Here is a 26,870-nt window from a genome sequence, read left to right as displayed (position 1 = left end):
TTTCGATTAATGTCCTTCTTTACCGCCAAACATGTCTTGCGAATAGATGATACCTAATCCGTATGCGCCTCCGTGCTCTTTGGCAATATCCGTTGTTGCTTTGTAAGTTTCGGAACGAGCCCAGTCACGTTGCAGCTCTAGCAAGTATTGCTCCCAAGTGATTGGTGTTGCGCCGGCTTGAATCATGCGCTCAATCGCCATATCRTGCGCTTCTTTCGATACGCCGCCTGCAGTATCGGTCACGATGTACACTTCATATCCTTGATCGATCGCGGAGAGAACGGCTGACAAGTCGCACACCTCTGTCCAWAGACCAGATACGACTAGTTTCTTTTTACCGTAGCTGTTGACTTTATCTACCACTCTTTGATCTTCCCAGGCGTTCATYGTCGTACGGTCGATCGGCTGTTGATCAGGGAATACGGCTTGGATTTCCGGGAAAATCGGTCCGCTGAACGACTTCGCAGCTACTGTCGTCAGAACTGTTGGAACCTTGAATGCTTTCGCTGCTTTAGCAAGTCCAGTCACGTTATTRCGCAACGTCTGGATGTCAATGGACGAAGTACCAAAAGCCATTTGCGGCTGGTGRTCGATCATKAGCAACGTATGGTTCGTCGGTGTTAAYAATCTTGGTGATGGAACAGCTTTTGCATGAATCGCTGTTGTACCTTGGCTAGTTGCAGCAGGTGTATCCGCTTTTGCAACCATCGATCCGAATGCGCTTGTCGATACGACGGCAGTTAAAAGTGCGAGTGTTGTTACTGTACGACCTGTAAGATATTTTTTCATGGTTGTTAGCTCCTTTTTGTTTTATAGGTAATTATCTTTATTTTGTTATTCTTAAATTTAAGATAAATGGCATGCAGATAATCACCTATTTTTAGAAATACATTTTAGTGCATCAAGTAACGCTAATTTATTCTGTCCCATTAAGCCTCCCTCCACTTTACTTTGTTTATTTGAAGCAGTGTAAGTAATTCCGATTACTTTTATTATAATACTAACTTACTATTAATAAGTCAATACCTTTTAATTAGTTTATTATTTTCCATTTATTAACTAAGAGATTTCTTCTTGGAAGGCTTTATTTACATTTATTTCCCTTGTTTTTTAAGAAGTTTTATAATTTCTAGTTTTTCATCTAGAGGAAGACCGTTAGTGAAGGAATGAATCATTTTCTGCATGACCGGAAAAAGTTAGGTCGAATAATTCATACCACGCCGGTGTGACAGATCTGTTTGCTTCATATCTTTTATCGTTTGGTCCATGAGTGTTTTGTAGGCATTCGAAAGATATTTTTCGAGAAAATGTAAATGGTTATCTTTTCAGCAATACTTTTTGTGAATTAGCCATGAACATTTGTTTCTCGTACTTGTGAAGACGAGAGATATATCTTTTTAAACTTATTACTATTTCCTTAGTTTCATCCAAATAAGTCTTGTCTCCAAACAACTCCTAAAGCAGCAAATAATCATTAAACTCATCGAGCCATTCATTTATTTGTACTGGTGTCATATCCGCATCCCTCCTATTATTTTTTGGTCGCTAGCCAGCTGGCCAACGTTTCAATTTCTTGTTTGTTCAGTTTATCTTTGAAAGGCGGCATTGTGTTCCCATTAGTGATCTGGTTAATGATTTTTTCTTTGCTTAAACGCGCACCTACTTTTTGCAAATTAGGACCAATCATTCTCCCTTCCAACTCTGCGCCATGACAGGCTATGCAGTTTTGCTTGAAGATTACTGCCGCATCAAGCGCCGCCGTTGTTGGAGCTGCAGATATGCTTTCACTAGGACTGGGATTTGTTTGATTTGCTTGGCCAACATTTTCTGGCGAGCTTGTTGGAACAGATGGATTTAAGCTCTCTGAAGGCGTCTCAGCCGTTTTTTCACATGCGGCTAAAGATCCGGAAATGGCAAGCGCTAACAGTAGAACTGGCGTCTTCTTAAACATAAATCTGATAAGCCCTCCTCTTTTTAAAATTTTGACTTTATTCGATTAATGTCCTTCTTTTCCGCCAAACATTTCTTGCGAGTAAATAATGCCTAATCCGTATGCGCCTCCGTGTTCTTTGGCAATATCCGTAGTGGCTTTATAAGTTTCGGAACGAGCCCAGTCACGTTGCAGCTCTAGTAAGTATTGCTCCCAAGTGATTGGTGTTGCGCCGGCTTGAATCATGCGCTCAACTGCCATATCGTGTGCTTCTTTCGATACGCCGCCTGCAGTATCGGTCACGATGTACACTTCATATCCTTGATCGATCGCGGAAAGAACGGCTGACAAGTCGCACACCTCTGTCCAAAGACCTGAAACCACGAGTTTATTATTGCCATAACTGTTCACTTTATCAACGACTCTTTGATCTTCCCAAGCGTTCATCGTCGTACGGTCGATTGGCTGTTGATCTGGGAATACGGCTTGAATTTCCGGGAAAATCGGTCCGCTGAACGACTTCGCAGCTACTGTCGTCAAAACGGTTGGAACTTTGAAAGCTTTCGCTGCTTTGGCAAGTCCAGTCACGTTATTGCGCAATGTCGTGATATCAATGGACGAAGTACCAAAAGCCATTTGCGGCTGGTGATCGATCATTAGCAACGTATGGTTCGTCGGTGTTAACAATCTTGGTGATGGAACAGCCTTTGCATGAATGGGTGTTGTACTTTGGCTAGTCTCGGCAGCAGGTTTATTCGGTTTTTCTATGGTCATAGAGCCACATGCGCTTGTGGATACTACGGCAGTTAAAATTGCTAGCGTTGTTACTGTGCGTCCTGAAAGAAATTTTTTCATGGTTATTAGCTCCTTTTTGTTTTTTGTAAAAAAATCTCGATTTAAAGTATCTTTATTTTAAGATAATTGACAATATTTTAATAACCAAAAGTAATTTCTGAAAACTTTTATTGTTTTAAACGTTAATTTTACTTTGTCCCCAAATAACCTCACCTCTCAACTGGTTTAATTGAAACATTGTAATGAATCTTGTTTATGTTATTAATAATATGTACTTACATAAAATTAGTCAATATATTTTTATTAGTTAACGATTGAATTGTAATGGGAAGAATTCCTTCGAATAACACCTCCTCTCTTGAATCATCTTAATGGTGGAGGTGTTATTAAATGAAAAAAAGACTATACTCAATGGCTGGTCTAATGTTATTCTCTGCTTTGACAGGATGTACCGCTAAGGGTCCGAATGGAACGAATGTTCAAACAAAGGGTTTTCAGGTTAATGCATTGAATGATGGGCAAGTCGCTCCGAATTATGTTGCTCAAACTGCCACTGGTAATCCTCAAGCCAATTCTGTCGGTTCTTCACAACCCGAATTTAATTCGCTTGCTACTAAGGTTTCGGAAGGAGCGCAGATTCAAGCGGCTGCAACTAATGCTTCACCACGTTTGTTAACTCCAACTGATCATTCCCTCATGCTAGTTGACCATCAACCACAAATGGCTTTCGCAACGAAATCGCATAGTTTGGAAACCATCCGAAATAATGTAGCAGGAGTTGCAAAATCTGCGAAATTGTTCGGTGTGCCTACGTTACTTACTACAGTGGCTTCGAAAACTTTTAGCGGTCCTATCTTTCCGGAAATTAAAGCTGTTTTTCCTGATCAAGCACCAATCGACCGTACAACTATGAATGCGTGGGAAGACCAGCGCGTCGTAGATAAAGTAAAAAGCTTCGGTAAAAAGAAACTTGTAATTGCTGGCCTCTGGACTGAAGTTTGCGTTGTCGATCCAGTTCTTTCAGCAATTGACGCGGGATATAAAGTTTACTTTATTTCGGATGCTTGTGGAGGCGTAAGTCTAGAGGCGCATGAAATGGCTGTTCAACGAATGATCCAGGCTGGTGCCGTGCCTATTACGTGGTTGCAATATTTGCTCGAGATGCAGCGTGATTGGGCTAATCAAAAAACTTACAATGATGTTCTCACTATCGCAAAAGATCACGGCGGCGCTTATGGACTTGGTGTCATTTACGCAAGTGAGATGTTTGGAGGAAAAGAAGGTCATTAAACAAAAGTATGCTATTCGGTGATACTGCAATAGGAAAATCGGTATGTAAAATCCATTCCCGAAAAAAGGTATTGCAACCAAGCAACCGCTAGTATACATATGTAAGAAGCTACTATATTCAGAGGTTGTGTCAAATGTGATTTTTCATAATATTGGAAAACCGAGCCCTGCAAATCCGCGTGGCTCTTTTTTTTGTTTTATTAATAATCAGAAATTTGCCTTTTGACATAAATTCAACTTGGAGCTTCGATGGGATGGCCTGAATACATAGTTGACAATTTAATGAATAAAGTGAAGTAAGGAATTGTCATACTAAAGGAGGCGTACAGCTATGCGGCTTGAGCCTGAATTTCCAGAGGCAGATTTAGTCATTTGTAACGCTAACATCGTAACCATGGATGAATCCAGACACATCGCAACAGCAGTTGCAATCAAGGGAGACCGTTTAATTGCTGTGGGTAGAGATGCCGATGTTATGTGCTATAAAGGACCAAAGACTCGTGTTGTAGATGCCAACAAGCGCCTTATGATTCCAGGGTTGAATGATACGCACATTCATCTGATACGCGGCGGATTGAACTATAACTTGGAGCTACGTTGGGATGGAGTTCCGTCGCTTGCTGACGCATTGCGTATGTTAAAACAACAAGTAGACCGTACACCTCCACCGCAATGGGTGCGCGTCGTCGGAGGGTGGTCGGAGTTTCAATTCAAGGAACGCCGACTGCCAACCTTGGAGGAAATCAATCGTATCGCTCCGGATACGCCAGTGTTTATTCTGCACTTATACCAACGAGCCCTTTTGAACAAAGCGGCTTTGCGTGCGGTTGGAATTACGAAGGATACACCGGATCCGCCAGGCGGTGAAATTCAGCGGGATAGCAAAGGCAATCCGACCGGACTGCTATTAGCCAAGCCGAGTGCAACAATCTTATATGCTACTTTAGCGAAAGGGCCTAAGCTATCACATGAAGATCAGTTGAACTCTACACGGCTGTTCATGCGGGAAATGAATCGCTTTGGCGTGACCAGCGTCATTGATGCCGGCGGCGGTAATCAGAATTACCCGAAAGATTATCAAGTCTTTGAGGAGCTCGACAAGAACGGAGAAATTACCGTTCGCACGGCATATAATCTGTTCACGCAGCATCCGGGCGATGAACTGGACGATTTTAAAACATGGATTTCTACAACGAAGCCTTACACGGGGAGCTCTTATTATCGTCACAACGGCGGCGGTGAAATGCTTGTCTACAGTGCGGCTGACTACGAAAATTTTGCCGAACCTCGCCCAATTTTGCCTGCTGTTATGGAAAGCGATTTATATAATGTTGTCCGGCTGCTGGTCCAACAGCGTTGGCCTTTCCGGCTACACGCAACCTATGGTGAGGACATCACGCGTTTCCTCAATGTGTTTGAGCGTGTAAATAAGGAAGTTCCGTTTAAAGATCTTCGTTGGATCTTAGACCATGCTGAAACGATCCGTGAGCAGGATCTGGAACGCGTTATCGCATTAGGCGGATCCATAGCTGTTCAAAATCGGATGGCGTTCCAAGGGGAATATTTTGTTGAAAGATATGGAGCTGAAGAAGCTAAGCATGCTCCACCCGTCGTTAAGATGCTTTCACATGGATTGCATGTAGGCGTCGGTACCGATGCAACGAGGGTAGCCAGCTATAACCCTTGGGTTTCCCTTTACTGGCTCATTACCGGGAAAACGCTTGGCGGACTTCGCTTGTACCCTTCTTCCAATCGAGTCGACCGGCACCAAGCTCTTCGCATGTATACAGCCGGAAATGCCTGGTTCTCGAAGGAAGAGGATGTAAAGGGTCAAATCAGGGTAGGATATTACGCAGACATATCGCTTCTGTCTGATGATTTCTTCTGTGTCTCCGAGGAAGAAATCAAACGCATTGAGTCCGTATTAACTGTCGTAGGCGGTAAGATTGTTTATGGTGCTCGTGAATTCGCCAGATTATCGCCACCAGCTCCTAAAGCAAGTCCAAGCTGGTCGCCGATCAATTATTATGGCGGGTACTATAAAGCCCCGCATGATGGAGGCGGGGGCGGTCCATGGATACATACGCCGCAGCATGCGCATCATTGCAGCCATCATCACGGAAGCGGGTTCTGCGACTTGGATTGCTTCGTCTTTTGAAGCTACAACTAACTCACAAATAGAAAGGTCTGTGATGTATGTCCGATGTCACGATTAAAGTAAATGATAACGGTCCTTTACGGATCATGGGTAAAGTAGAAATGGTGGATGCGTTAGGGAATCACTTTGAGACCACGGAATCTTTTATACTATGCCGCTGCGGACTATCCGATAAAAAACCATTTTGTGATTTGACACACAAAGGTAAGTTTGATAGTGCGCCTCGTGCTGCCGATCCGGAATAAAATGATACGGATTCACTAAGTATCCAAACACAAAAGCCGGCGAAACCGGCTTTTTCTATATTTTCTGTTTATTCCAAGGTACCGCTTATTCGTCATGTTCACTAAACAAAAAATTAAAGGGCTATCGGCAATGTTCGATAGCCCTAAATGTATATAAAATTAAATTTCAATATAGTAGCAATTTTACTTATTTATTAAATAATAACCCTGAGGGGTTTTTCCATTGTCTATCTGGGTGCCACAATATTACTCAAAAACACGCTCATCCGAGCAAGATCTACAGGTTCCGCTTCTTATAAGTCTTTGGTGAATTCTGGAATATGATTAATAAAGGTTCGGACTGTATGAGGCATCAATTTATCTTTACGTATGAAAAGCTTAATCTCACGTGTAGGTTTAGGATCAATTAATCGGATAATTTTTATATTGGGACAATTATAGCTTTTAACAAGACGGTGGGATAAAATTGCTTCCCCGACTCTTAGATGTACCATATTAAGTAGGGTTGATGGTGATGTTGCTTCTACATTTAAATGCAGAGAAATACCTGTTTTATTTGTATATGCATCAAGTTGTTTCCGGAGTTTGGTATCTTTTACAAAAAGTATAGTTTCTAGCTTTTCAAGCTCTCGAAATGGAATCTCTAATTTTTCTGCCCAAGGATGTTCTTTAGAAACTACTAGCGCTAGTTCTTCGTTGAATAAGTGGATACTATCGATATGTTTGTTCGGTTCGAGATCGGTAGACATTCCTATATTGATTTTATTTTCCAGTAACTGTCCCGGGTTATCTTCCAAATCAACAAATTTTATTGAAATATTCGGGTACTGTTCATGAAAATGATCAAATCTTGGCTTTAAATAGGTCAGATCAGAAGGTAAGATACCAATTATCATCTCGTTCTTCTGAATATTTATTAATTCAGATGTTTCTTTTCGGGAATCTTCAATAAGCATCATCACTTCAATCCCCTTTTCAAGAAGTATCTTTCCAGCCTCATTAATCTCTATTCCTCTTCCGACTCGATCAAATAATGGAGTTCCAAATTCTTTCTCCAACACACGAATTTGTTGACTTAATGTAGGTTGAGAAACCATCAATACTTCCGCAGCTTTAGTGAAACTTCCTTCTTTGCAGATCTGAATAAAATACTCTAGTTGTCGAAATTCCACTTATTCACCCCAGTTTTGTTTTCACCAATTAAATCAAGTCATGAATATTTGATGTATATAAATGATATAATATGACTTAAAGTTAATAAAATGAAAGTTAATCATAAGGGGTATACCAATTTAGTTATGACGAATTGCCAAGTACAGTTATTTGTAAAAATTGCTGAAACCGGTAGTTTTACAAAAGCCGGACATGAACTTAATATGACCCAACCTGCTGTAAGTCGTGCAATTCTTGCACTTGAATCAGAGCTGGATGTGGCGCTTTTTATCCGTGATCGGAAAAAAGGGCTGATTCTCACCGATATAGGAAAACGGATCCTTATTTTGTTTCGAAACATATTGAAAGATTTAGAGAAAGTTGAACAAGAGGTGGCCGCCGAAAAAGGACTCGAAGTCGGAACGATCCGAATTGGAATATTTCCAACTGCTTCAGCCGTCATTTTGCCTAAAATTATTCGTGTAATTCAAGATAGTTATCCTAATTTGAAATTTAATCTTTATGAAGGAACGATCCTTGAAATTAAAGAATGGCTAGTGTCACGCACTATTGATATCGGACTGATAATCCCACCGAACGATGGGCTGGACATAATCCCCTTATATAAAGAAGAAATGTTTGTAGTCTTTCGAGATAACCACCCTTTACAAAGCTGTTCTACAATCCATATTCAAGACCTAAATAATGTACCGATGATTATGTGCAAAGGTGGTTATGATACATTTATTTTCGAACTTTTTGAGAGAGCCAATTTAACTCTTCAAGTAAAATTTGCATTCCAAAACGTTAACATCGTACTAAACATGATACAAGAAGGACTGGGTGTTTCTATCTTACCAAAACTATCATTATCAACGTTACCACCAAATGTTATAACACGCAGCCTAGATCCAATACTGTTTAGAGAAATTAACTTAGCACGTCCTTCATTAAAAGAATCTTCAATTGCGGTAAACTTGTTTATCAAAACCATAACAGATCTCTTTCCGCATACTGGTGAAACTCAGTAACATACAGAACAGAATCCACCATTTCGGGTATAGCTCAACCAAGTAAATAACGCTTAGTCCAGTGTTCGAGTCATCCGGCCTAAGCTTATTCTTTATTTAAGTATCCCAAACCCTTTCTATTTCGAATCTACTTTTTATAAATAAACTTATATGACCGGCAACCTAGTGCCCTGTGAAAGCTCCTATAGTCTCATCAAAAGACGAAACAATCCAAGTCGCAGAAACCATTGCCGTGATGATGATGATTGCAGTTATGATGATGATGTCCCTGTTATGGTACATGTAGCCCAGTACCACCGCCCCCATGATTGGAGGCATTATAGTAACCGCCATTGTAATTGTGGGGCGCCCAGTCCGGACTGGATTTATGAGCTGGAGGCGACAATTTTTGGAAGTCAAGAGATCCATAAACAATCTTTCCGCCTACGACCGTAAGCACCGATTCGATGCGTTTGATTTCTTCATCTGAGACGCGGAAGAAATCATCAGACAGGCCTAATACGATAACACGTTCCAAATCCTTCTCTTGGATTGTTTCGGCATGGTCTAAAATCCAGCGCAAATCTTTGTTCCAAAAGCAGAAGCGGACATGGCGGTAGTACGCCCTCGATATACTGAACAAAAAATACGACATGCCAAGCAAGCTGCATATTTTCTCTAACGTCACTCTATTTGGGGGCTAGTATCGCCTCGGATAAATTGAATTATGAAATTGACTCTTGCTTGCATTAGCATTATTTTAATAAAAGTTCGAACCGCAAGTTTTGGAAATTTATTTTTACGATAGCTAAGCTTTATTTCTCTTGTAGGTGTAGGATCAGTTACTCGAATAATTTTCACTTTGGGATGGTTGTAGCTTTCAACGAGGGGTAAGGATATTAATGCTGCTCCATATCTATGATGCACCATAGATAGAAGGGATGATGATGATACTGCTACAATTGTTGAGTTTAAGGTCATACCTAATTTCATAGCATAAGAATCAATAATTTCCCGGCACATGGTAGATTGGAAAAACAATACAGTATCTAAATGCTGTAGCTCTCGAAATGAAATCATCTTTTTTTCTGCCCAAGGATGGTTTTCTGCAATAATAAGTACTTGCTCTTCTTTGGTTAAGTGAATACTATCAGTATGCTTGTTTTGTTCCGAACCCGTAGTTATTCCAATATCGATTTTATTTTGCAATAACTGTTCCGAAAAGTCTTCAATCTCCACAAAATTCAAAGAAATATCTGGATACTGTTCACGAAATTGATCAAAGATTGGCATAAGGTAGAATAGATCGCCTGGTAATACACCGATTGTAAGATCGCCTCTCTGAATATTTTTTAACTCATAGATTTCTATTCGAGATTCTTCTATAAGTTGCTTCACTGAAAGCCCCTTATCAAGAAGAATTTGACCTGCCTCCGTAATCTGAATTCCTCTTCCGACTCTATAAAATAAAGGAGTACAATATTCATTCTCTAATACGCGAATTTGTTGACTTAAAGTAGGTTGGGAAACCATTAATACTTCCGCTGCTTTAGTGAAGCTACCCTCTTTGCATATGTGTATAAAATAATCTAGTTGTCTTAATTCCATTTGATACCCCATTCTAAGATTATGAAATTACCAATTAAGTGAAATGAAAGCATGCAAAAAGAAATAAAACGTAGGAATGCGTGAAACAACTCGCTTAGACTGGAAAGTTCAGTTCCCATCATTCTATAAGTAAGATTATTATCTATCAATACAAGTTTATCTATGTGACATATAGGCATTGCTTATGTTTTCTATCTGCTTATCCAGTAACGAATGCGGCATTTGAGTATTTCGCAGAGAAAAACTTTCTTTCATCATGATCCCTTGAATTACTGCTTTGGCAATCTCTTCTTTTCTACCCTCGGAACGTTTAAGCGGCCATTCCATATTAGACTGTCCGCCTACTATCCATACTTCTTCTATCAAAATATCATCCAGCACAATCGTGTCTTTTTTGCGGAGAGTTGATATCGACAGAAGCGGTAGGGGCAATGGTTTGTTAAGCTTGCTCCTAAACAAGCTGGCGTGCCTTTTACAATGACTATCTCTAGCGGTTCCTCTAGCAACATGTATAGCTTTTCTTGATGTTTTCCTTTTGTTAATTCTAAAATTTTATATAAGTAGAACGAATTAGAGTAATAATAATTTAATGCAACTCTACTTACAAAACCTCGTAAGCTCTCTGCAGACTTAGGTACTGGTCGTATTGGTGGGTTAATCATAAAATCTCCTCTACGGCAGGACATAAAACAGTTGCGAACCAATCGGTCTATTCCGGCAGTAAGTTTGCCGTTCGCACGATATCCGAAGGGCTCCGGCAGGAGGCTGGCGAACACATGCGTGTAACGATCATTTCACCTGGCATCGTACGGACAAATTTTATCGAGGGTATAACCAATCAAGAGGTAAGAAACCGACTTGCAAGGGTCAGAGACGATTTGGGAATGCCGCCAGAAGCGGTAGCGCGAGCGATTGCTTTCGCAATCGAGCAGCCGGACGATATTGATGTTAACGAGATCGTGATTCGTCCCACGGCGCAAGTGTAAGAAAACAATTTGGGAACGGAAGTCGTGGTTATAACTGAAGGTTTCGATGAAGTCTGTATTCCTTGAAACTATTAGTATTAATGTTTTATCCCTAGATCTTGGCGTTGCTTGTGATATGGTTTAGCTAATCATTATTAAACTAATCTGCCCGTTAGTTGAGCAAAGGCTGCCGATTTTGCCGGCAGCCTTATCTTGATAGTGTATGTAACTAACGTTTCTCGATAGCTCAGTATTACCCAGAATAGCGTTTCGTGATCTAGGAAGGCTTCATTCAATTCGGATTTCCCTACGATTCCTTATGTTTATAACCGTCAACTATTAAATCCAACTTTCCTGTTTCCGGGTCGATTACAAGGCCATGAACTGGAATGTGTTTTGGCAGGAGGGGATGGTTCTTGACCGTTTGCACGCTTCCTTTGACGGAATCTTCAACACTATCGAAACCGTGTAGCCACTGTTGCAAATTAATTCCGGAGCTTTCGAGGGTGTCGATAGTTTCGGAAGATATGCCGTTCTCCTTCATTTTATTAATGGTTTCGCTAGGGTCAATACAGCTCATCCCGCAATCATGATGTCCGACCACAAACACTTCATCGGCATTTAATTCATATACAGCAACAATAACGCTACGCATAACGCTGCCAAATGGATGCAAAACAATCGCTCCAGCATCTTTAATGATTTTGGAATTTCCATCCTTAATATTTAACGCTCGGGGAAGAAGGTCGGTAAGCCTTGAGTCCATACAAGTTACAACAACCATCTTTCTATCTTTGAATCTAGATGCTTTATATTTTTCAAATTCCTTCTTCTCTACAAACTCCGAGTTAAAGTGTAACATATCATAAAGTCGGTCCAAGCTTCTCACCTCAATTTCTCTCTTGATATCTAATAATCTTATCATAACCTACGAAGTACACTCAACATGCCAAACCTTATTCTTATTAGTTGGTTTCGATAAATGAATCTAGTCTTGCAACATCCATGCAAAGCAAAAGAACCATCAGAAGCGCTACCAGTACGCAACTGATGATACTGTCGTAATGATTGGTAATGTAGGGTTTTGAAGCCCTGTCCAAGCTGCCAGTTAGCGTAACAATAATGCTCTTACAATGGCTCTGTCGGGAATGGGATCAAGTTCTTGTCATTGGGTTTTGACAAGAACTTGATCCCATAAAATAAAAAAACCGCGATTTACGCGGTAATTAATGAGATAATGTTCTTGTCACCCGACAAAAAGCCGCTCGTCACGTCAGCAGCTCTACCGATCACCCAATAAATTTATAAGCATATCTCTTTACCTATTTCTGTCTTTTTATTAAGTTTTACACTAGCATTTGATTCTTCAATTATTGAAATATTGTAGTAATCTTTCAAGGCTTCCTTAAGCTCCCGAATCGAATTGATTCCCAGTTGACGAATTCGAGAGAGTTCTTCAACAGAATAATCTCTAATATCACTAAGTCGCTTAAATCCTGCCTTAAGTAAAGTTGATTTAATCGCCTTTGATACTAGCAGGTCTTCAATTAGTGGATCGGTGTCTCCGTCAAGTTGCACCTTCTTGCATTTGATTTTTTCATACGTGTATTTAAATTTTCTTAATAACTGGGCTTCAGATATTCCACTTAATCTTGCTATTTCCAGAGGATTTAAGTTTTGTACATAATAAAGAGACTTGAAAAACGTTCTAGGGTTAGTAACGGCTTTATTTACTGGACATTATAACACGGTCGCGCGACCCGTTAGTTGTCAGCAAACAACATTTCCTTAATTTATTTCCTAATATTGTTGCTAGTTATACCGTCAGGATTAGTCCTAGTCTATCCGTCAACGCGTGTTCCATCGCTACGCGTATATCCACGTACTGAGTGTGTGCCGGTACCCGAACTTGATCCTTAGCTTGGCGGATCCTGTAAGCCATAAAAATGGTCCTGACAATTTAAGTCCCAATCCTCTGAGCATTGGGCTTCCCAATTCAATTCATCTTGCTCGTTTTCTGTTACTACATGTGGGGCATCAGGGAGTTGGTGGGCTTGATAGTTCGCAAAACCAAAGAAAATTAACAGGGCGAAGGGAATTACGGACGAAACCAATACGAGGGGATTACTATCTCTATTGCCCCTTTTAGCAAGCGTAAGCATAGCCAGCAATAGTTCCTGAGTGTGTTTTGGTGAAAATAAAATATAATACAGTTAGTACCGAAACACCTATTAAAATAGTACCAACAGTTCGTCTATTTCGATTCTTATCCTTATAGAGTCCTTTATAGTAATCTTTTTTGTTTCTCGCTGCCTTCTCTTCTTGAAGGGCTCTTTTTATTTCCTCACGTCTTTCATTCATTTAGTTACTCCCCCATGCTAATTTAGTGGAATCACAAAAACTATAATACCATTAGTACAATATAATCAGTATGAATCCGCATTAAGGTGGTGGGGCTTAGATCTATGGTTGCTAGTATCTGGTTCATTACAAGCGGATTGAAGGTAGTATTTATGATTGGTTGATGACGTGGCAGTCGTAGTTGGTGGCTGTTTACAATTCCCCTGTAAAGGAATTACTTTCTCGCATCAATCATAATCTTTTCGGACGCATTGCCACTAGTTAGAATGAGCTCATTCATACCGGCGCTTACGTTTTCAAGTGGTACCGCGAAATACTTGTTAATGTAAAAATGATTCCAAAATCCCGGCACATCACTGTTTGACATCCCCCCGTTGTATATTACTTTCTGATTTAGAATAACAATAAGAGGATCTGCACTATTTATTACTTTACCATAGACTGTCACATGACTCGTTCCAAGGTTAAATGAGATTGATTTGTGATCATCCATGTTAAACTCATCATCATAATAATTTTGGTGATTACCTTTCGCAATTCCAAGGCCTAGACCATAAAAAAATGAATGTGGGTTACCGAAGGTTTTCTCAAATTTATATCTTAGATTATTAGAACAACCAGGAAACAACAAAACAAATAGTAATACACCTAATATTGTGTACATTGTTTTTTTCTTTCCGTTCACTATTAGCCATCCCTCCCGCTGCCCCAAAGTTGACATTTTGTCATATAAATAATACTTCTATTGGAAGATGCTTTCAATAAAATTTCTGTGGAGCAATTAGTAACGGTCTGTCAAAAGCTAGTCCTACCAGCTTCGAGCGATGTAAAAAACAAAAGCAGCCCAAGATAACCCGCTTCTTATTTATTATGAGAAGCGGGTTGTGTTCTACCAAACCCAGTTATAACATATAGGAAATTGGACTTACAGCGCTAGAAAGTTGTAGGTCTAATTTTCATTCACCAGACTATATCTTGCTTCTTACCGCATTTTGCCCAAGTGAAACGTCACATCCCCATCGTAAGTTGCAAACTTTGTGTCTGCAAAACAATTGTCTAATCCACTTCATTAAAATCTCCTCTCCATCCTCATCTAACGCGCTCGTTGCCACTTTCTAGCCATTTACAGATACAGAACACACATATTCGCGAGTGGAAAATTTAAAATTGCGTACAGACGATTATAGGAAGGGTCATAACATCACTATAATAAAGCTAAAATATTAATTGTCCCTGCAATTATCAAAATACACAAGCAAACAGTTCCGACATTACCTATTAACACCATGCTGCTCGATCTGTGTCAAAGAAGCTTTCCTTGTGTTAAGTGAAAATATAGTGTTAGACTGGAGCTCCTTTTATTCAGAGGGATACCGAGTCTTTTTTTTGTCGGCTAAGAAAAATAAGTTTTAGACTGAACCTATGAATGTACGACTATTTTGAATCTTGTCTCAAAAAAGAAATCCTCTAAGCTGCAAAACAGCCCAGAGGATTTCTTAAAGTTAAAGTATTAGACTTGGTTGTGATAAAAGACCTTTTCGCAACCTATACTGACCGTTTCGAGGATCTGTAATGTCACCACATTTGTGTCGTTTGAGTACAATGTCGGCACTTTTATGTCGCGGCGAGCGACACGAAAGTGCCAAAAGCACGTTGGCGTGGTCTTTTCAATGAGTTTTATGGGGTCATATTTGTGTCGTTAGATTCACCGACGTGTGTGGCGTCATATTTAGTGAGAAAAATGCATAGGAAAACCTTGATTTATCAAGAGTAATTTTCATAATTAATGAGAACCCCATCCCCGAACACACTACATTCTCCTTCAAAATGAGGCAACAAATCGGTATCTGAACTCATACATACCTTACCTTGCAATTGGGAATTGTAATGACGTTGTAAGTGGGGGGAAACTAGGCTTTATGTTGTAACTACCAAAATATTTTTAATGGAGGATTTATTATGTCAAAAGGAACAACGAGAAAGTATGCCAAATTTAGTGCATTTTTTCTGTTGTTAGCGCTTGTGTCTGCTCTTATTACAGCTTTCACAACAAACAACAACCAGAATAATGATGCATCCGCAAACAAAGCTTATTCTGATAAGGAGCTCGTCAAAACACTTCCAGGATTCAAAAACGGATACAAAAAGGTAAATGGAATCACGCTTCACTATGTTGAAGGGGGTAAGGGTGAACCGCTATTCCTTCTTCCAGGCTGGCCGCAAACATGGTATGCGTATCACAAAATTATGCCGGAACTAGCAAAGAAATATCATGTTTATGTCGTTGAATATCGTGGAATGGGCAGCTCTGACAAGCCTGCCTCAGGCTATGACAAGAAGACAATGGCGTCAGATGTCTATGCCTTGGTCAAAGAGCTTGGCTATACGAAAGTTAATATGGCAGGGCATGACATTGGGGCATTTGTTGCTTATGCTTATGCAGCTAATTACCCTCAAGCTACGACAAAACTAGCTTTGTTGGATGTTGCTCATCCATCTGAACGCTATCTGGGACTCCCTCTCTTGCCGCCACCGGGAGTGTACGATACAAGCGTTAAAGACCATCCTATTTACCCTTGGTGGTTTGGACTCAATTCTGTTCCAGAATTGCCTGAGAAATTGCTGCAAGGAAATGGAATGCGTATTTATCAAGATTGGCTCTTTGACTATTTGGCCTATGGCAAGCCTTCTATGACCAAAGAGGTCAAAGAAGTCTACTATGCGGCATATTCAAGTGCTGAAGCAATTCGCGCAAGTAACGGGTGGTATAAAACATTCAGGCAAGATATTGAAGATTTGAAAACTTATCCAAAACTATCAATGCCAGTTCTCGGTATTGGAGGTTTTGAATCCACTTTTAATAATCTTGATGCACATTTGCGTCAATATGCGACTGATGTAAAATCGGTGAAACTGGATGGAGCAGGACACTGGATAGCAGAGCAGAAACCGCAGGAAACCATTAAACTGTTTAATGAGTTTTTCCAGTAACAACAAAAGCAGTGCTTGGCAAGACTCAGCCATGCACTGCATTTTTCCTTCATCAAGAACGATAAAATGATTTACGGGTTAATGTTTCGAATTATCCACCAAGAAAATCGAGGTAGGGGATATGGCGGCTCTCACTCATATCTGTAATTATTGATTTAACTGGGGCTAAGACTATCTTCCATTGATTATCATCCAATGCGGCGCACACGAGGAAATAATTCACACCCAAGTAAACAAAGAAATAAATCGGTTCCAAATGTCCAGTTTGTTATATTCCAAATATACGATGGAGTTAAGTTTCTCACTGCGTCCATTTGAATTGTTTTATCGGCAACAGCAACAAATATCAATACCTTTCCAACCCACTTAATCCTAATAGAAAGATGCCAGAGATAATTCCTACAATTCCAAGTACTTTCAACTTTCCACCTCCGGAACTGAATCTTTTCAACATACTACCATATTTGGGGTTGTTAATAACCTAACAGATTCCTACGTTTTGCCTTTAATACTTTGCTTGCTCATTTTAACACATATTGGAAGTAAACTGCCCGTTAGCGGAGCGGTTTATTTTAATTTGTCGGCAATCGGACAATGTTCTTGTCACAAATCGGCAATCGGATCAAGTTCTTGACATTGCCAATTGACAAGAACTTGATCCGATAACTAAAAAGCCCGCAATTTACACGGACTTGATTAGGACAATGTTCTTGTCATCCGACATTTCTGCAATAGATCATACAAGATTTATGCTTATTGATCTTCCTTAAAAAGCATAAAGCTGGCGTCTGTGAGCAACAGGCGTCAGCTTTTTTGCTTTTCTCTGGACGTACGCAATTATATGTTCCAGCCTTAGTTGGTTTCAAACATTTCCCCGAGTTTATAAAATTAAAAAACTTTATTCTGCAGGTGCGTCAAAATAGACAGTCACAGAATGGATCGATCCATTTTCAACAATCATAAATTCCTGCCCGGTGAAAGTTTGAGGCTTGTCCGTCGATCCGTAATACCAACTAATCCTTACATGACCATGGTGTTCATCTAAAGATCCAGGAATAATAGTGAAACCAAACCCCGGAAACTTACCTTGTACTTCATCTATCAAAGTCATAAGTGCATCGCGACCAACGAATACATTTGCATAGAAAGGGTCATACACACGGCAGTTTTCTGAGTAAATCTCATCGATTGCCATTCTTCTTCTTTCGTGATCTGTTTCACTCCAGATTTTGAAGTGTTTTTGCATTAGCTCATTCATTGTACTCATTCTTCAATCCTCCCAGCGCACGCAACCAGTTTATCTGGTCGGCTTTCGTTTTTTATTTGACATCACATATAAGAATCGACGATCTTCCGAAAAAACGTAAGTTTTTCAGTGGCCTCCCTCAAAGATCGGCCGCCTTTAACGTATTTAATTAGATCGTGAGAACCAGCCTTACAGGTTGAGGCCACTCATCGCAGCTTCGGGATAACGCAAGCCAAAGGCTGTTCCTCGCGGAGCCACTTCGTCGATGCGCGCCAAGTCTGTTGCTGTCAACTCGACTGCAAGCGAGCCTATGTTCTCCTCCAAGTACTTGATTCTCTTTGTACCAGGGATTGGCACGATATCGTCTCCCTGCGCCAGCAACCAGGCAAGTGCCAGCTGTGACGGCTCACAGCCCTTATCGGCGGCCACCTCGGAGACCCGCTCGACGAGATCCAGATTACGCTGGAAGTTTTCTCCTTGGAAGCGGGGGGAGAATCGGCGGTAATCATCCTCCGCCAGGTCCTCGAACTTGCGAATCTGTCCGGTCAGAAATCCGCGACCGAGCGGGCTGTACGGCACGAAGCCGATGCCAAGCTCCCGACATACAGCCAAGATGCCGTCTTCGACGTCGCGGCTCCATAGCGAATACTCCGTCTGCAGCGCGGCGATCGGATGCACGGCTGCCGCACGGCGAATGGTAGCCGGAGCCGCCTCGGACATGCCAAGGTATCGCACCTTGCCTTCGCGTACCAACTCGGCCATTGCGCCGAACGTCTCTTCGATCGGCGTGTTCGGATCGACTCTGTGCTGATAGTACAGATCAATATAGTCGACGCCGAGACGACGCAGGCTCGCTTCGCAGGCGGCCTTCACATATTCCGGACGGCCGTTGATACCTAGGTACTTGCCGTCCTCGCTACGCACGTTGCCAAACTTGGTCGCCACTACTACCATGTCGCGGCGTCCCTTGAGCGCTTTGCCGACCAATTCTTCATTTTTGCCGACGCCATACATATCCGCCGTATCCAGCAGATTGATGCCTAGCTCCAATGTGCGTTCGATCGTGCGCAGGGACTCCTCATCGTCCCTGCCGCTGTAAAAGTCGGACATTCCCATGCAGCCGAGTCCGAGCGCCGACACTTCAAGGCCACTCTTGCCTAACGTTCTTCTTTTCATATTCGGTTTCGCCTCTCTTTTTAGGTAAGTTTGATCTTCGCCTTTATTATGCGACGATGGGCGCCATACCGGGTAGCCGGTTTGTACCAAGTTATTGCCTAATCCTCCAACCGAACAGACGGTGCCCTCGATCGGTGCTATAATGAACTTACCAAAGGGGATAAACGATGGAGGGGAAAAAATGCCGCATCCGCAACTCGCAGTGCCGCTGTTAGGCGACGATCAAGACAGGCATTCGTTCGATTTTGGCCATAAGACAGTTGACCGGCTCGCCGAGCTGGTCTGGTTGATCGAGCGTCATACGGGCAGTGACGGGATGTTCGGAACGTCCGTGCCATCGCTGCATTTGATTCGCAGCTCAAAGACCACACTGCCGGTCAATACGGTTTATGAGCCAGCAATCGTCATCGTCGCCAGAGGCACGAAGGTCGTTATGCTGGGAGGAGACAACTTTACATATGGTCCCTCCTCGCATTTTGTCGTATCGGTCGATCTGCCGGTCACCTCACGTCTTATTCAGGCTTCTCCCGAAGCGCCTTATTTGTGCATTCGGCTTGGACTGGATCCCGCTCAGGTGCTGGAAGTGATGAAAGGCGCGGAGCCGGAGGCGGAAGACGGCAGGGAGGCGAAGCGGGGCGCCTTCGTCGACCGGACGAGTCCCGAGCTTCTGGACGCGGCGGTTCGGCTCGTCCGGTTGCTGGATACGCCTGGGGACATTCCTCATCTGGCGCCGCTGGTCGTCCGCGAAATCTATTACCGGATAATGAAGGGAAACCAAGGTGGAGCCTTTAAGCAGTTTGCCCTCGCCGGCAGCGGCACTAGCCGGATCGCCAGAGTCATCGCCCGCATCAAGCTGGATTATGCCCAGCCGCTTCATATAGACGAGCTCGCAAGAATGGCCCATATGGGTCCCTCGTCGCTGCACCGTTACTTCAAGGAAGTGACTGCGCTGAGCCCGCTGCAGTACCTGAAACGGATTCGCCTTCAAGAGGCGCGCCGTCTGCTGTTGGCTGAATCCCTCGATGCCGCCGATGCCGCTTACCGTGTCGGCTACGAGAGCCCCTCGCATTTCAGCCGCGAATACGCAAAGCTTTTCGGACTCCCGCCGATCAGTGACATCAGAAGGCTGCGGGAAGAGACGGTGCAGGAGATCGATTGAGGACTTGTCGTCACACGGATCTTTGGATATGTATACTTTAATATATAAAATCCCCCAATGGGGGGTGCCTGCAGCAATGCAAATCGGCGATGGATCGGTTCCATCGCCGCGCTATCGTTCTCAGTTAGGTTAACGCCAGCGCCCAGTCTACAACTTTATTATCACAGTTCTTTATTGTTCAGTACTTCATTTTATCGAACACCAACAAATCTTTTGCATTTCTCCACCCCATGAGTTACTATTTTTATATCGACAAATTTGCAGGTCTATATAAGGAGGTTAACACGCTATGTGCCCCCGTACCAAAGAACAAAATGAGCTCATACGCATACAGCGCAGAGAACAGATCCTGGACGTCGCCGCGCGCTCCTACTTTCGCACGGGCGGCAGCTTTGATATTCGCGACGTCGCCCGCGAGGCAGGGCTTGGTTACGGCACAGTATACCATTATTACCCCAACCGGCATTTATTAATTGAAGATGTGTTAGGAAGCGGCTTCGAGCGATGCGAGCAAGTTATCGCAAAGTGGGCGAACATCAGCGGCAGCCCCCCGGATGACTGGCAGTTGTTGACGTATTGTAAAGCGCTGCTCCGGCTGTGGCAGTCGGACGCCCGCGCATATCTCGTCTACAAAATGGCGGCGGAACATTATGCAGGCTTGCCTGAAAGGGATCGACACCACGCCAAAAGTAAATTTATGGAACGGCTGTACATTCCACTCCAATCGATCGCCCAGTGCGAAGACGACAGCGTCGACCATATGCTTGCCGTGCTGGTCGGTTGCTGTGGGCTGCACTACTATGCGGGCAATTCCGACCTGGACGTCGATCGAATCGCCCGACTCGCTATGCAAGCTATTACGAAGGAGTCCTGATACAAACATGGTCATTTTAAAAAGCAAACATGAAATTGAGGCTATCCGCAAGGCATGCCAAGTGGTGGCTGAATGCCATCGTACAATCGCACCGCTTATCAAACCGGGTATTACCACCAACGAGATTGAGCGCATATTCGAGGACATTATGTTGAAGCACGGCGCAAAGCCATACCAAAAAGGCTATAAGGGATATCAATATGCGACCTGTGCCTCCGCCAACGATGTGATCGCACATGGCTTCCCTAGCAATAAGCCACTTGAAGAAGGCGATATCGTGACGATCGACACGGTCGCTGAGCTCGATGGCTGGCTCGGCGATTCGGCCTGGAGTTATGCGGTCGGTCAGATCTCGCCGACGGCCGAGAAGTTGATGCGTGTCACGAAAGAATGTCTTGACCTGGGCATCGAGCAGGCGCAGCCCGGCAATCGACTCGGCGACGTGACGAGCGCGATTCAGCGGCATGCGGAATCACACAGTTTCGGCGTCGTGCGCGACCTTCTCGCCCATGGCATCGGCCGCGACCTGCACGAGGAGCCGACTTATATGCATGTCGGCAAGCCTGGAAAAGGCCTCCGTATCAAGGAAGGTATGGTGTTCACGATTGAGCCCATGATCACCGAAGGCACTTACTTCATGACAATTGATCCGGACGGCTGGACCGCACGGACGATGGACAACAAGCTCGCCGCCCAATACGAGCATACGATCGCCATCACGGCTGAAGGTCCACAAATTTTGACCGCGCAATAGAAAAATTAGAGGTCGACCAACGAAATGGTCGACTTCTTTTTTCGTATTCGGCATAGCATCTTTCTTTATTCGTTACAGGTGATCATGTAAAAATGGAAAGGCCAGATGACCCTCAGTAAACGAGGACGACCACGCCTGCGACACTTCCTCTCAACACAACAACAAAATAAAGATGGACTAACACCGCACCACGTGGTATCTTATTGGTATTAAATAGTCTTTAATTTGGTATTGAATGGTGGTCCTGCTTGCATGGAAAAATCTCCGCTTGTCAAAGAAAAACTGATCGAACAGCTGCGCCATCAGATTCAATCCTTACAAACCGATCAACTTGTTAAGATTCCTTCTGAGCGTGATTTGGCCGAAAGCTTTGATGCTAGCCGAGTCAGCGTACGTGCTGCGATTAAAATTCTCGCTAACGAGGGCCTATTGGTCCAACTGCGCGGCAAAGGAACTTATATTGTCCCTTCTGTCCTCTTAGACACACTGTATCTATTGTGCTCTCGGGATATTAAAGGAAATGACCCCTTCTTTACGAATTTCCTTGTTGAGATTACCAACTTGGCTGCCAAACAAGCCATTAAGATCTCTATGGTTAATCCTGAGCATCCTATGGAATCTTCTATTCCTAGTCCGCTTGTTATCATCGGGCAAATCGATGACGAGACATTGGATGAGATCAAGTCAGCATCCGGGCAGTTATTTGCCATTCAACGTTATGCGCATCGTGATGATATCATCCAAATTTATTTTGATGACTATCGTATCGGCAGCAAAGCAGCCAAAACACTTTACGATAGCGGTCACCGTACCTTCACCCTTCTTGGAGGACCTGATAAATACGACTCGTCTCGCTTAAGGAAACAAGGATTTCTAGAGTATTGCCAGCAGCAAGGTGTCCATGTAGAGGTCTTTACCGAGAAAATGAATTGGGAAGGCGGGCGGCGAGCAGCTGACTCTTTGCTTTCAAGCGGTCTTACAGATGCCGTCTTTGCCGTCAACGATTGGATGGCTGCTGGATTTATTCAAGGCCTGCGAGAAAATGGTTACCAAGTCCCAGCGGATGTTTCCGTTATCGGATGTGATGATATTCCACTCGCTGCGCAAATTTCTCCACGACTTACGACTTTTAGTTTGGATGCTAAGCATTTAGTTGAAGAGCTGCTTTCGGCGATTCATCGGAACCTTTCCAATCAGACTGATTCTAGGGAACAAATCGTACTTTCGGCTGCTTACGTTAGTCGCGAGTCGGTTTCCAATATTAAACAATTAAGGGAGTAGATACTCACTATGGCCAAGCTGATTATAAACGCGGATTCACCGAAAGGCACGATCGATCGCAATATTTATGGTCATTTCTCTGAGCACCTGGGACGCTGTATTTATGAGGGAATCTGGGTTGGTCTGGACTCTCCAATTCCGAACACGGAAGGTATGCGCAACGATGTGATCGAGGCTTTGAAAAAACTTCAAATTCCTGTTTTGCGTTGGCCAGGCGGGTGTTTTGCCGATGAGTATCACTGGAAAGACGGCGTAGGTCCAGCTGAGAAACGTAAGCGGATGATTAACACACACTGGGGCGGTGTCTTGGAAAACAATCATTTCGGGACACATGAATTCTTGCGTTTATGCGAGCTAATTGAAGCGGAGCCCTACATTAGTGGAAATGTTGGAAGCGGTACCGTAGCTGAAATGTCCGAATGGGTTGAGTATATGACTTTCGATGGCGAGTCCCCCATGGCGAACTGGCGTCAAGAAAATGGGCGTGAAAAACCGTGGAAACTTACCTATTTTGGCGTAGGTAATGAAAACTGGGGTTGCGGCGGTGACATGCGTCCGGAATACTACGCTGATCTTTATCGCCGATATGCGTGTTATGTACGAAATTATGGGGATAACCGTATTTTCAAAATAGCATGTGGTGCAAACAGTGCCGACTACAACTGGACGGAAGTATTAATGAGAGAAGCTGCTAAGCATATGGATGGCTTAAGTCTTCATTACTATACCCTTCCTACTGGGAATTGGAAGGATAAAGGCTCCGCTACCGACTTTGGGGAACTAGAATGGTTCCAAACCCTTGAGAATACCTTATTTATGGACGAACTCATCACACGCCATGATACCATTATGACCAAATATGATCCTGAGAAACGAGTTGCCCTTATTGTCGATGAGTGGGGAACATGGTTCAATGTAGAGCCTGGAACGAATCCTGGCTTCTTATATCAACAAAATACGATGCGTGATGCGCTCGTCGCTGGAATTAATTTAAACATTTTCCATAAGCATAGTGATCGTGTTCGCATGGCAAACATTGCTCAGGTCGTCAATGTCTTGCAATCTGTCATTTTAACCGAAGGCGCCGACATGCTTCTTACACCTACTTACCATGTCTTTGATATGTACAAGGTTCATCAAGGTGCTAGCCTCATTAGCACTCATGCAGAGAGCCCATCATATGAGATGGATGGTAAAAAAATCGATCAACTCAGCGTATCCGCCTCCTTAGATACGGCTAACCAATTACATATTTCGCTATGTAATCTGCACCATTCAGACCAACTCGAAGTGAACTGTGACGTTCGCGGACGTACGGTGGGATCAGTCGCGGGTCAAATTCTAACTTCGGAAACCATACAATCACATAATACCTTCGATGAGCCTGAAACAGTAAACCTAACGGATTTCACCAACTACAGATTTGAAAATGATCAGCTTATCGTTACGCTTCCTGCCAAATCTGTTGTCACGCTTCGTCTTTCTTAAGGAGCCTATCCGATATGGAAAGCCAGAATAACAATATGGAAGCTATGCCTGCATGCAAAGGTTGTTCCACAACGGTACATGTGACGCCTGAAGAGATCACCAAGCTTTTTGGTGAAACCCTCAAAGTACGTAATCTTAAGCTGACTACGGAAGAAGAGTATGATCGGCGGATCGCGATATGCAATGGCTGCAAAGACTATCAATTCGGAACAACATGCCGTTGGTGTGGTTGTCTCATGGCCATCAAGGCCAAACTAACGGCTGCCCGTTGCCCGGCTCCGCAAGAGAGAAAATGGTAGCTCTTTTCATAACAAAGCTCGCTCCCCTTCTCAAAATATGAGGGGGAGCGAGCCTTTTTTAATTTGCGCTACTATGGGTGTAAACCAATGGATTTAACGCAGTTGCCGCCACATCGCCTGGTTGAATGCCGGGAAACCATGCTTTCAAATCATTCTCACGCGCTTTGCTATCCGGTTCGGCCACTCTTGTTCCGTCGGCATAATAAATCACGGTCATCACTTTACGCATGGTTTCCGTAGGGTTGCCAGGCGCGCTGTGCAGTGTCCACCCGGAGTGGAACGTTGCATCGCCTGCCTCCATAGCGCCGTGAGACATCGTTTCGAATCCTTTGCCTTCAATGTATCCGGCAAGTGTTCGGTGAGATTCGTCGGAGATGACCATTTTATTAATGTAGCCCATAAGATGAGACTCCGATGCAAAGGTCATAGATCCTACCTCTCGGGAAATGGGAACTAACGGCATCCACATGGTAATCGTCTTATCTGTATCTAGCGGCCAATAGATTTGATCTTGATGCCACGGCGTATGACCTCCGTGAGGTTCTTTAAACAGGGCTTGATCATGATAAATTCGTACCCCATCCACCCCCATTAAATCAGCTGCGATTTTGGCAAATCGTTTTGCTAGCACGAATCTCCTTATCGCTTCACTTTTCTCCCATAGATTTGAGATCTGGATAAAGGCCTTACCATACGTATCTCGCTGCTCAAGCGGCTTATCATGCTTATTCAACTCTTGCACCAAGTCACTAATAATAGGCTCGTAAGAAGCGATTTCTGACTTACTTGCCACCTGTCTAAGAGCAATATGTCCTTTTTTCTGATAACTTTCTTTCTGCTGCTCAGACAATTCATAGTTGTCTTCCATGGAGGGTAATTCATGACTATTATTTGTTTCCGGAATGCTCATCCTCTGCTCACCTCTTGTATAATTATAGCTTTATTATAGGAGGCTAATGGTGCAAAATCTTTGTCAAACAAGGTTTTATTATTGTCAAAAACAACTGGATTAGATGTTCCATGAAGTACTACAATAAGACATAAGAAAAAATTATTGGTTCAAGAAAGGATTCTGCATGCTCACCGAATTATTGAAACAACATGCGATTGTTCCTTTTGTTAGGCAAAGTGAGTTTGCTGTTCGTAAGCCGTGGTCATATCCGGAGCGAAGGTTGCTTGATTACCTATTCGTTTATATTCAAGAGGGTACTTGCTGTTTTTGGGTAGATCATAAGAAGTATATGTTTCAATCAGGTCAATTCTGCCTCGTACAGCCGGGAAGCTTACTAACACTCGAAGGACTGACTAACACTGTTACGCCTTTTATTCATTTTGATTTATGCTATAATTCTGAACGTGAAAAAAGCTTTCCAACCCGACCCGGTCAGATTGATTTATCAGCTTATATGAACCTGATGCAGCCAACAATCAACGATCTGTATGGGATTCAAATGCCGGTTCATGTCCATCCGTCTAGCCCTTCTAAATTGAAAGAAACGCTTTTTCAGGTTATTGAATATGCCCAGCAGCAGGATCCGCTCATACAGCTGAAAACCCAACATCTCGTTACGGAAATTATCATTTCTCTACTAGAGACTTACTATCAGGTGACACAGACACCTGTACATTCGTTCAACTGGATTACTTCTTACTTTTCCAATCATCTAAGCGAACCCATTTCATTAGAGGACATGGCGAATCGAGCTAGCCTTTCTGTTTCCAGATTCAGTTTCATGTTCAAGCAGCGATATGGCATCTCGCCTCACCAGTATTTAATCAACATGCGGGTTAATCACGCCAAGGAGCTGCTAACAAACACAGATCTTAGTCTCGAATCTATAGCACTCTATTGCGGTTTTGCTGATTTACACCATTTTTCCAAAATGTTCAAGAAAAGAACGGGCTCTACACCTGGTGAATATCGGAAAGCTAACAAGAGCATTTTATGAGAAAACCTCTATCGAAGCCATTTAAAGATGAGCGACCGCGTTTTGATGTAGTTTTTATCGCCAATAGGAAAGCCGTTTTCTGGAACAGAAAAATTATTCTTTCCTATGTGGTAGCACAAAAAAATCCCCTTCCTCCGAT

At 43.0% G+C, this 26,870-nt stretch carries 26 protein-coding genes and 1 pseudogene; 13 read left to right on the top strand and 14 right to left on the bottom strand.

Annotated features, from left to right (window positions below; translation table 11 throughout):
- Positions 1–6: 6 nt before the first annotated feature.
- The 3 genes from ASG85_RS06740 to ASG85_RS06730 form a co-directional block, all read right to left on the bottom strand.
- Positions 7–597 carry a hydrolase gene (locus tag ASG85_RS06740; RefSeq protein WP_235550077.1) on the bottom strand — a complete coding sequence of 197 codons (591 nt, stop codon included), beginning with the start codon at positions 595–597 and terminating at the stop codon, positions 7–9.
- A 934-nt stretch (positions 598–1,531) separates the two neighbouring features.
- Positions 1,532–1,951, bottom strand: a complete 420-nt coding sequence (locus ASG85_RS06735) for a c-type cytochrome (RefSeq protein ID WP_060645697.1) — start codon at positions 1,949–1,951, stop codon at positions 1,532–1,534.
- Positions 1,952–1,996: 45 nt separating this feature from the next.
- Positions 1,997–2,587, bottom strand: coding sequence for a hydrolase (locus ASG85_RS06730; RefSeq protein WP_235550076.1), 591 nt, complete (start codon positions 2,585–2,587; stop codon positions 1,997–1,999).
- A gap of 834 nt (positions 2,588–3,421) precedes the next feature.
- Between ASG85_RS06730 and ASG85_RS06725 the strand changes: the two genes are divergently transcribed.
- From ASG85_RS06725 to ASG85_RS06715, 3 genes are all read left to right on the top strand, one after another.
- Positions 3,422–4,015 carry a hydrolase gene (locus ASG85_RS06725; RefSeq protein WP_060645710.1) on the top strand — a complete coding sequence of 198 codons (594 nt, stop codon included), beginning with the start codon at positions 3,422–3,424 and terminating at the stop codon, positions 4,013–4,015.
- Between the two features lie 331 nt (positions 4,016–4,346).
- Positions 4,347–6,173 carry an amidohydrolase gene (locus ASG85_RS06720; RefSeq protein ID WP_060645696.1) on the top strand — a complete coding sequence of 609 codons (1,827 nt, stop codon included), beginning with the start codon at positions 4,347–4,349 and terminating at the stop codon, positions 6,171–6,173.
- A gap of 38 nt (positions 6,174–6,211) precedes the next feature.
- Positions 6,212–6,418 carry a CDGSH iron-sulfur domain-containing protein gene (locus ASG85_RS06715; RefSeq protein WP_060645695.1) on the top strand — a complete coding sequence of 69 codons (207 nt, stop codon included), beginning with the start codon at positions 6,212–6,214 and terminating at the stop codon, positions 6,416–6,418.
- Between the two features lie 293 nt (positions 6,419–6,711).
- Here ASG85_RS06715 and ASG85_RS06710 read toward each other — a convergent pair whose 3' ends face one another.
- Positions 6,712–7,590: a LysR family transcriptional regulator gene (locus ASG85_RS06710; RefSeq protein WP_063860182.1), complete on the bottom strand. Its 879-nt coding sequence runs from the start codon at positions 7,588–7,590 to the stop codon at positions 6,712–6,714.
- A gap of 126 nt (positions 7,591–7,716) precedes the next feature.
- Between ASG85_RS06710 and ASG85_RS06705 the strand changes: the two genes are divergently transcribed.
- Entirely contained in the window at positions 7,717–8,601 is an 885-nt protein-coding gene (locus tag ASG85_RS06705; RefSeq protein WP_057307334.1) for a LysR family transcriptional regulator, read from the top strand.
- Positions 8,602–8,872: 271 nt separating this feature from the next.
- On the opposite strand, the gene ASG85_RS06700 is transcribed toward ASG85_RS06705, so the two are convergent.
- The 3 genes from ASG85_RS06700 to ASG85_RS06690 all read right to left on the bottom strand — a co-directional run bounded on the left by ASG85_RS06700 (position 8,873) and on the right by ASG85_RS06690 (position 10,569).
- Complete coding sequence (locus tag ASG85_RS06700) at positions 8,873–9,163, bottom strand: hypothetical protein (protein WP_060645694.1); 291 nt, start codon at positions 9,161–9,163, stop codon at positions 8,873–8,875.
- Between the two features lie 101 nt (positions 9,164–9,264).
- Positions 9,265–10,188, bottom strand: a complete 924-nt coding sequence (locus tag ASG85_RS06695) for a LysR family transcriptional regulator (RefSeq protein ID WP_060645693.1) — start codon at positions 10,186–10,188, stop codon at positions 9,265–9,267.
- Between the two features lie 156 nt (positions 10,189–10,344).
- The gene (locus ASG85_RS06690; RefSeq protein WP_162257240.1) at positions 10,345–10,569 is read right to left on the bottom strand and encodes a hypothetical protein; all 225 of its coding nucleotides are present in this window, start codon (positions 10,567–10,569) and stop codon (positions 10,345–10,347) included.
- A gap of 284 nt (positions 10,570–10,853) precedes the next feature.
- Between ASG85_RS06690 and ASG85_RS06685 the strand changes: the two are divergent.
- Positions 10,854–11,174: pseudogene (locus tag ASG85_RS06685) on the top strand (SDR family oxidoreductase); the annotation flags it as partial.
- Positions 11,175–11,460: 286 nt separating this feature from the next.
- Here the strand turns inward: ASG85_RS06685 and ASG85_RS06680 are convergent.
- The 4 genes from ASG85_RS06680 to ASG85_RS06660 form a co-directional block, all read right to left on the bottom strand.
- Complete coding sequence (locus ASG85_RS06680; RefSeq protein ID WP_200957499.1) at positions 11,461–12,033, bottom strand: beta-class carbonic anhydrase; 573 nt, start codon at positions 12,031–12,033, stop codon at positions 11,461–11,463.
- Positions 12,034–12,455: 422 nt separating this feature from the next.
- Entirely contained in the window at positions 12,456–12,731 is a 276-nt protein-coding gene (locus tag ASG85_RS06675) for a DNA-directed RNA polymerase subunit alpha C-terminal domain-containing protein (RefSeq protein ID WP_057307328.1), read from the bottom strand.
- Positions 12,732–13,298: 567 nt separating this feature from the next.
- Complete coding sequence (locus tag ASG85_RS06665) at positions 13,299–13,514, bottom strand: hypothetical protein (protein WP_057307327.1); 216 nt, start codon at positions 13,512–13,514, stop codon at positions 13,299–13,301.
- A gap of 214 nt (positions 13,515–13,728) precedes the next feature.
- Entirely contained in the window at positions 13,729–14,199 is a 471-nt protein-coding gene (locus ASG85_RS06660) for a hypothetical protein (RefSeq protein WP_060645690.1), read from the bottom strand.
- A gap of 1,274 nt (positions 14,200–15,473) precedes the next feature.
- On the opposite strand from ASG85_RS06660, the gene ASG85_RS06655 reads away from it, so the two are divergent.
- A complete protein-coding gene (locus ASG85_RS06655; RefSeq protein WP_082562607.1) occupies positions 15,474–16,505 on the top strand; it encodes an alpha/beta fold hydrolase in 1,032 nt (343 codons plus the stop codon).
- A gap of 898 nt (positions 16,506–17,403) precedes the next feature.
- Here the strand turns inward: ASG85_RS06655 and ASG85_RS06650 are convergent.
- Entirely contained in the window at positions 17,404–17,772 is a 369-nt protein-coding gene (locus ASG85_RS06650; protein WP_057307307.1) for a nuclear transport factor 2 family protein, read from the bottom strand.
- 168 nt (positions 17,773–17,940) lie between these two features.
- Positions 17,941–18,927: an aldo/keto reductase gene (locus ASG85_RS06645; RefSeq protein WP_060645709.1), complete on the bottom strand. Its 987-nt coding sequence runs from the start codon at positions 18,925–18,927 to the stop codon at positions 17,941–17,943.
- Between the two features lie 181 nt (positions 18,928–19,108).
- Here ASG85_RS06645 and ASG85_RS06640 point away from each other — a divergent pair, with 181 nt between their 5' ends.
- The 6 genes from ASG85_RS06640 (at position 19,109) to ASG85_RS06615 (ending at position 24,782) form a co-directional block, all read left to right on the top strand.
- On the top strand, positions 19,109–20,086 hold the full coding sequence (locus ASG85_RS06640; protein ID WP_082587994.1) for an AraC family transcriptional regulator: 978 nt from the start codon (positions 19,109–19,111) through the stop codon (positions 20,084–20,086).
- Positions 20,087–20,375: 289 nt separating this feature from the next.
- Positions 20,376–20,960, top strand: coding sequence for a TetR/AcrR family transcriptional regulator (locus ASG85_RS06635; RefSeq protein ID WP_060645689.1), 585 nt, complete (start codon positions 20,376–20,378; stop codon positions 20,958–20,960).
- A 7-nt stretch (positions 20,961–20,967) separates the two neighbouring features.
- Positions 20,968–21,714 carry a type I methionyl aminopeptidase gene (gene map, locus ASG85_RS06630; RefSeq protein ID WP_057307305.1) on the top strand — a complete coding sequence of 249 codons (747 nt, stop codon included), beginning with the start codon at positions 20,968–20,970 and terminating at the stop codon, positions 21,712–21,714.
- 252 nt (positions 21,715–21,966) lie between these two features.
- Positions 21,967–22,995: a GntR family transcriptional regulator gene (locus tag ASG85_RS06625; RefSeq protein ID WP_057307304.1), complete on the top strand. Its 1,029-nt coding sequence runs from the start codon at positions 21,967–21,969 to the stop codon at positions 22,993–22,995.
- 9 nt (positions 22,996–23,004) lie between these two features.
- On the top strand, positions 23,005–24,483 hold the full coding sequence (locus tag ASG85_RS06620; protein ID WP_060645688.1) for an alpha-N-arabinofuranosidase: 1,479 nt from the start codon (positions 23,005–23,007) through the stop codon (positions 24,481–24,483).
- A 14-nt stretch (positions 24,484–24,497) separates the two neighbouring features.
- Positions 24,498–24,782 carry a hypothetical protein gene (locus ASG85_RS06615; protein ID WP_060645687.1) on the top strand — a complete coding sequence of 95 codons (285 nt, stop codon included), beginning with the start codon at positions 24,498–24,500 and terminating at the stop codon, positions 24,780–24,782.
- A gap of 58 nt (positions 24,783–24,840) precedes the next feature.
- Here the strand turns inward: ASG85_RS06615 and ASG85_RS06610 are convergent, their stop codons facing one another.
- Positions 24,841–25,692: a phytanoyl-CoA dioxygenase family protein gene (locus ASG85_RS06610; RefSeq protein WP_060645686.1), complete on the bottom strand. Its 852-nt coding sequence runs from the start codon at positions 25,690–25,692 to the stop codon at positions 24,841–24,843.
- Between the two features lie 166 nt (positions 25,693–25,858).
- Between ASG85_RS06610 and ASG85_RS06605 the strand changes: the two genes are divergently transcribed.
- On the top strand, positions 25,859–26,731 hold the full coding sequence (locus ASG85_RS06605) for a helix-turn-helix domain-containing protein (RefSeq protein ID WP_060645685.1): 873 nt from the start codon (positions 25,859–25,861) through the stop codon (positions 26,729–26,731).
- Positions 26,732–26,870 lie beyond the last annotated feature (139 nt).

Source organism: Paenibacillus sp. Soil724D2, from assembly GCF_001427935.1.
In the GTDB taxonomy this organism is placed as follows: domain Bacteria; phylum Bacillota; class Bacilli; order Paenibacillales; family NBRC-103111; genus Paenibacillus_E.
This window is presented reverse-complemented; position numbering and strand designations above follow the sequence as displayed.

Bases quoted from the DNA above. Each gene is read 5' to 3' on its own strand.
- ASG85_RS06610 (WP_060645686.1), bottom strand. From the start codon at position 25,692: ATGAGCATTCCGGAAACAAATAATAGTCATGAATTACCCTCCATGGAA.
- map (WP_057307305.1), top strand. From the start codon at position 20,968: ATGGTCATTTTAAAAAGCAAACATGAAATTGAGGCTATCCGCAAGGCA.
- ASG85_RS06730 (WP_235550076.1), bottom strand. From the start codon at position 2,587: ATGATCGATCACCAGCCGCAAATGGCTTTTGGTACTTCGTCCATTGAT.
- ASG85_RS06720 (WP_060645696.1), top strand. From the start codon at position 4,347: ATGCGGCTTGAGCCTGAATTTCCAGAGGCAGATTTAGTCATTTGTAAC.
- ASG85_RS06645 (WP_060645709.1), bottom strand. From the start codon at position 18,927: ATGAAAAGAAGAACGTTAGGCAAGAGTGGCCTTGAAGTGTCGGCGCTC.
- ASG85_RS06665 (WP_057307327.1), bottom strand. From the start codon at position 13,514: ATGAATGAAAGACGTGAGGAAATAAAAAGAGCCCTTCAAGAAGAGAAG.
- ASG85_RS06725 (WP_060645710.1), top strand. From the start codon at position 3,422: ATGCTAGTTGACCATCAACCACAAATGGCTTTCGCAACGAAATCGCAT.
- ASG85_RS06735 (WP_060645697.1), bottom strand. From the start codon at position 1,951: ATGTTTAAGAAGACGCCAGTTCTACTGTTAGCGCTTGCCATTTCCGGA.
- ASG85_RS06620 (WP_060645688.1), top strand. From the start codon at position 23,005: ATGGCCAAGCTGATTATAAACGCGGATTCACCGAAAGGCACGATCGAT.
- ASG85_RS06695 (WP_060645693.1), bottom strand. From the start codon at position 10,188: ATGGAATTAAGACAACTAGATTATTTTATACACATATGCAAAGAGGGT.
- ASG85_RS06640 (WP_082587994.1), top strand. From the start codon at position 19,109: ATGCCGCATCCGCAACTCGCAGTGCCGCTGTTAGGCGACGATCAAGAC.
- ASG85_RS06605 (WP_060645685.1), top strand. From the start codon at position 25,859: ATGCTCACCGAATTATTGAAACAACATGCGATTGTTCCTTTTGTTAGG.
- ASG85_RS06715 (WP_060645695.1), top strand. From the start codon at position 6,212: ATGTCCGATGTCACGATTAAAGTAAATGATAACGGTCCTTTACGGATC.
- ASG85_RS06625 (WP_057307304.1), top strand. From the start codon at position 21,967: ATGGAAAAATCTCCGCTTGTCAAAGAAAAACTGATCGAACAGCTGCGC.
- ASG85_RS06650 (WP_057307307.1), bottom strand. From the start codon at position 17,772: ATGAGTACAATGAATGAGCTAATGCAAAAACACTTCAAAATCTGGAGT.
- ASG85_RS06635 (WP_060645689.1), top strand. From the start codon at position 20,376: ATGTGCCCCCGTACCAAAGAACAAAATGAGCTCATACGCATACAGCGC.
- ASG85_RS06655 (WP_082562607.1), top strand. From the start codon at position 15,474: ATGTCAAAAGGAACAACGAGAAAGTATGCCAAATTTAGTGCATTTTTT.
- ASG85_RS06615 (WP_060645687.1), top strand. From the start codon at position 24,498: ATGGAAAGCCAGAATAACAATATGGAAGCTATGCCTGCATGCAAAGGT.
- ASG85_RS06705 (WP_057307334.1), top strand. From the start codon at position 7,717: ATGACGAATTGCCAAGTACAGTTATTTGTAAAAATTGCTGAAACCGGT.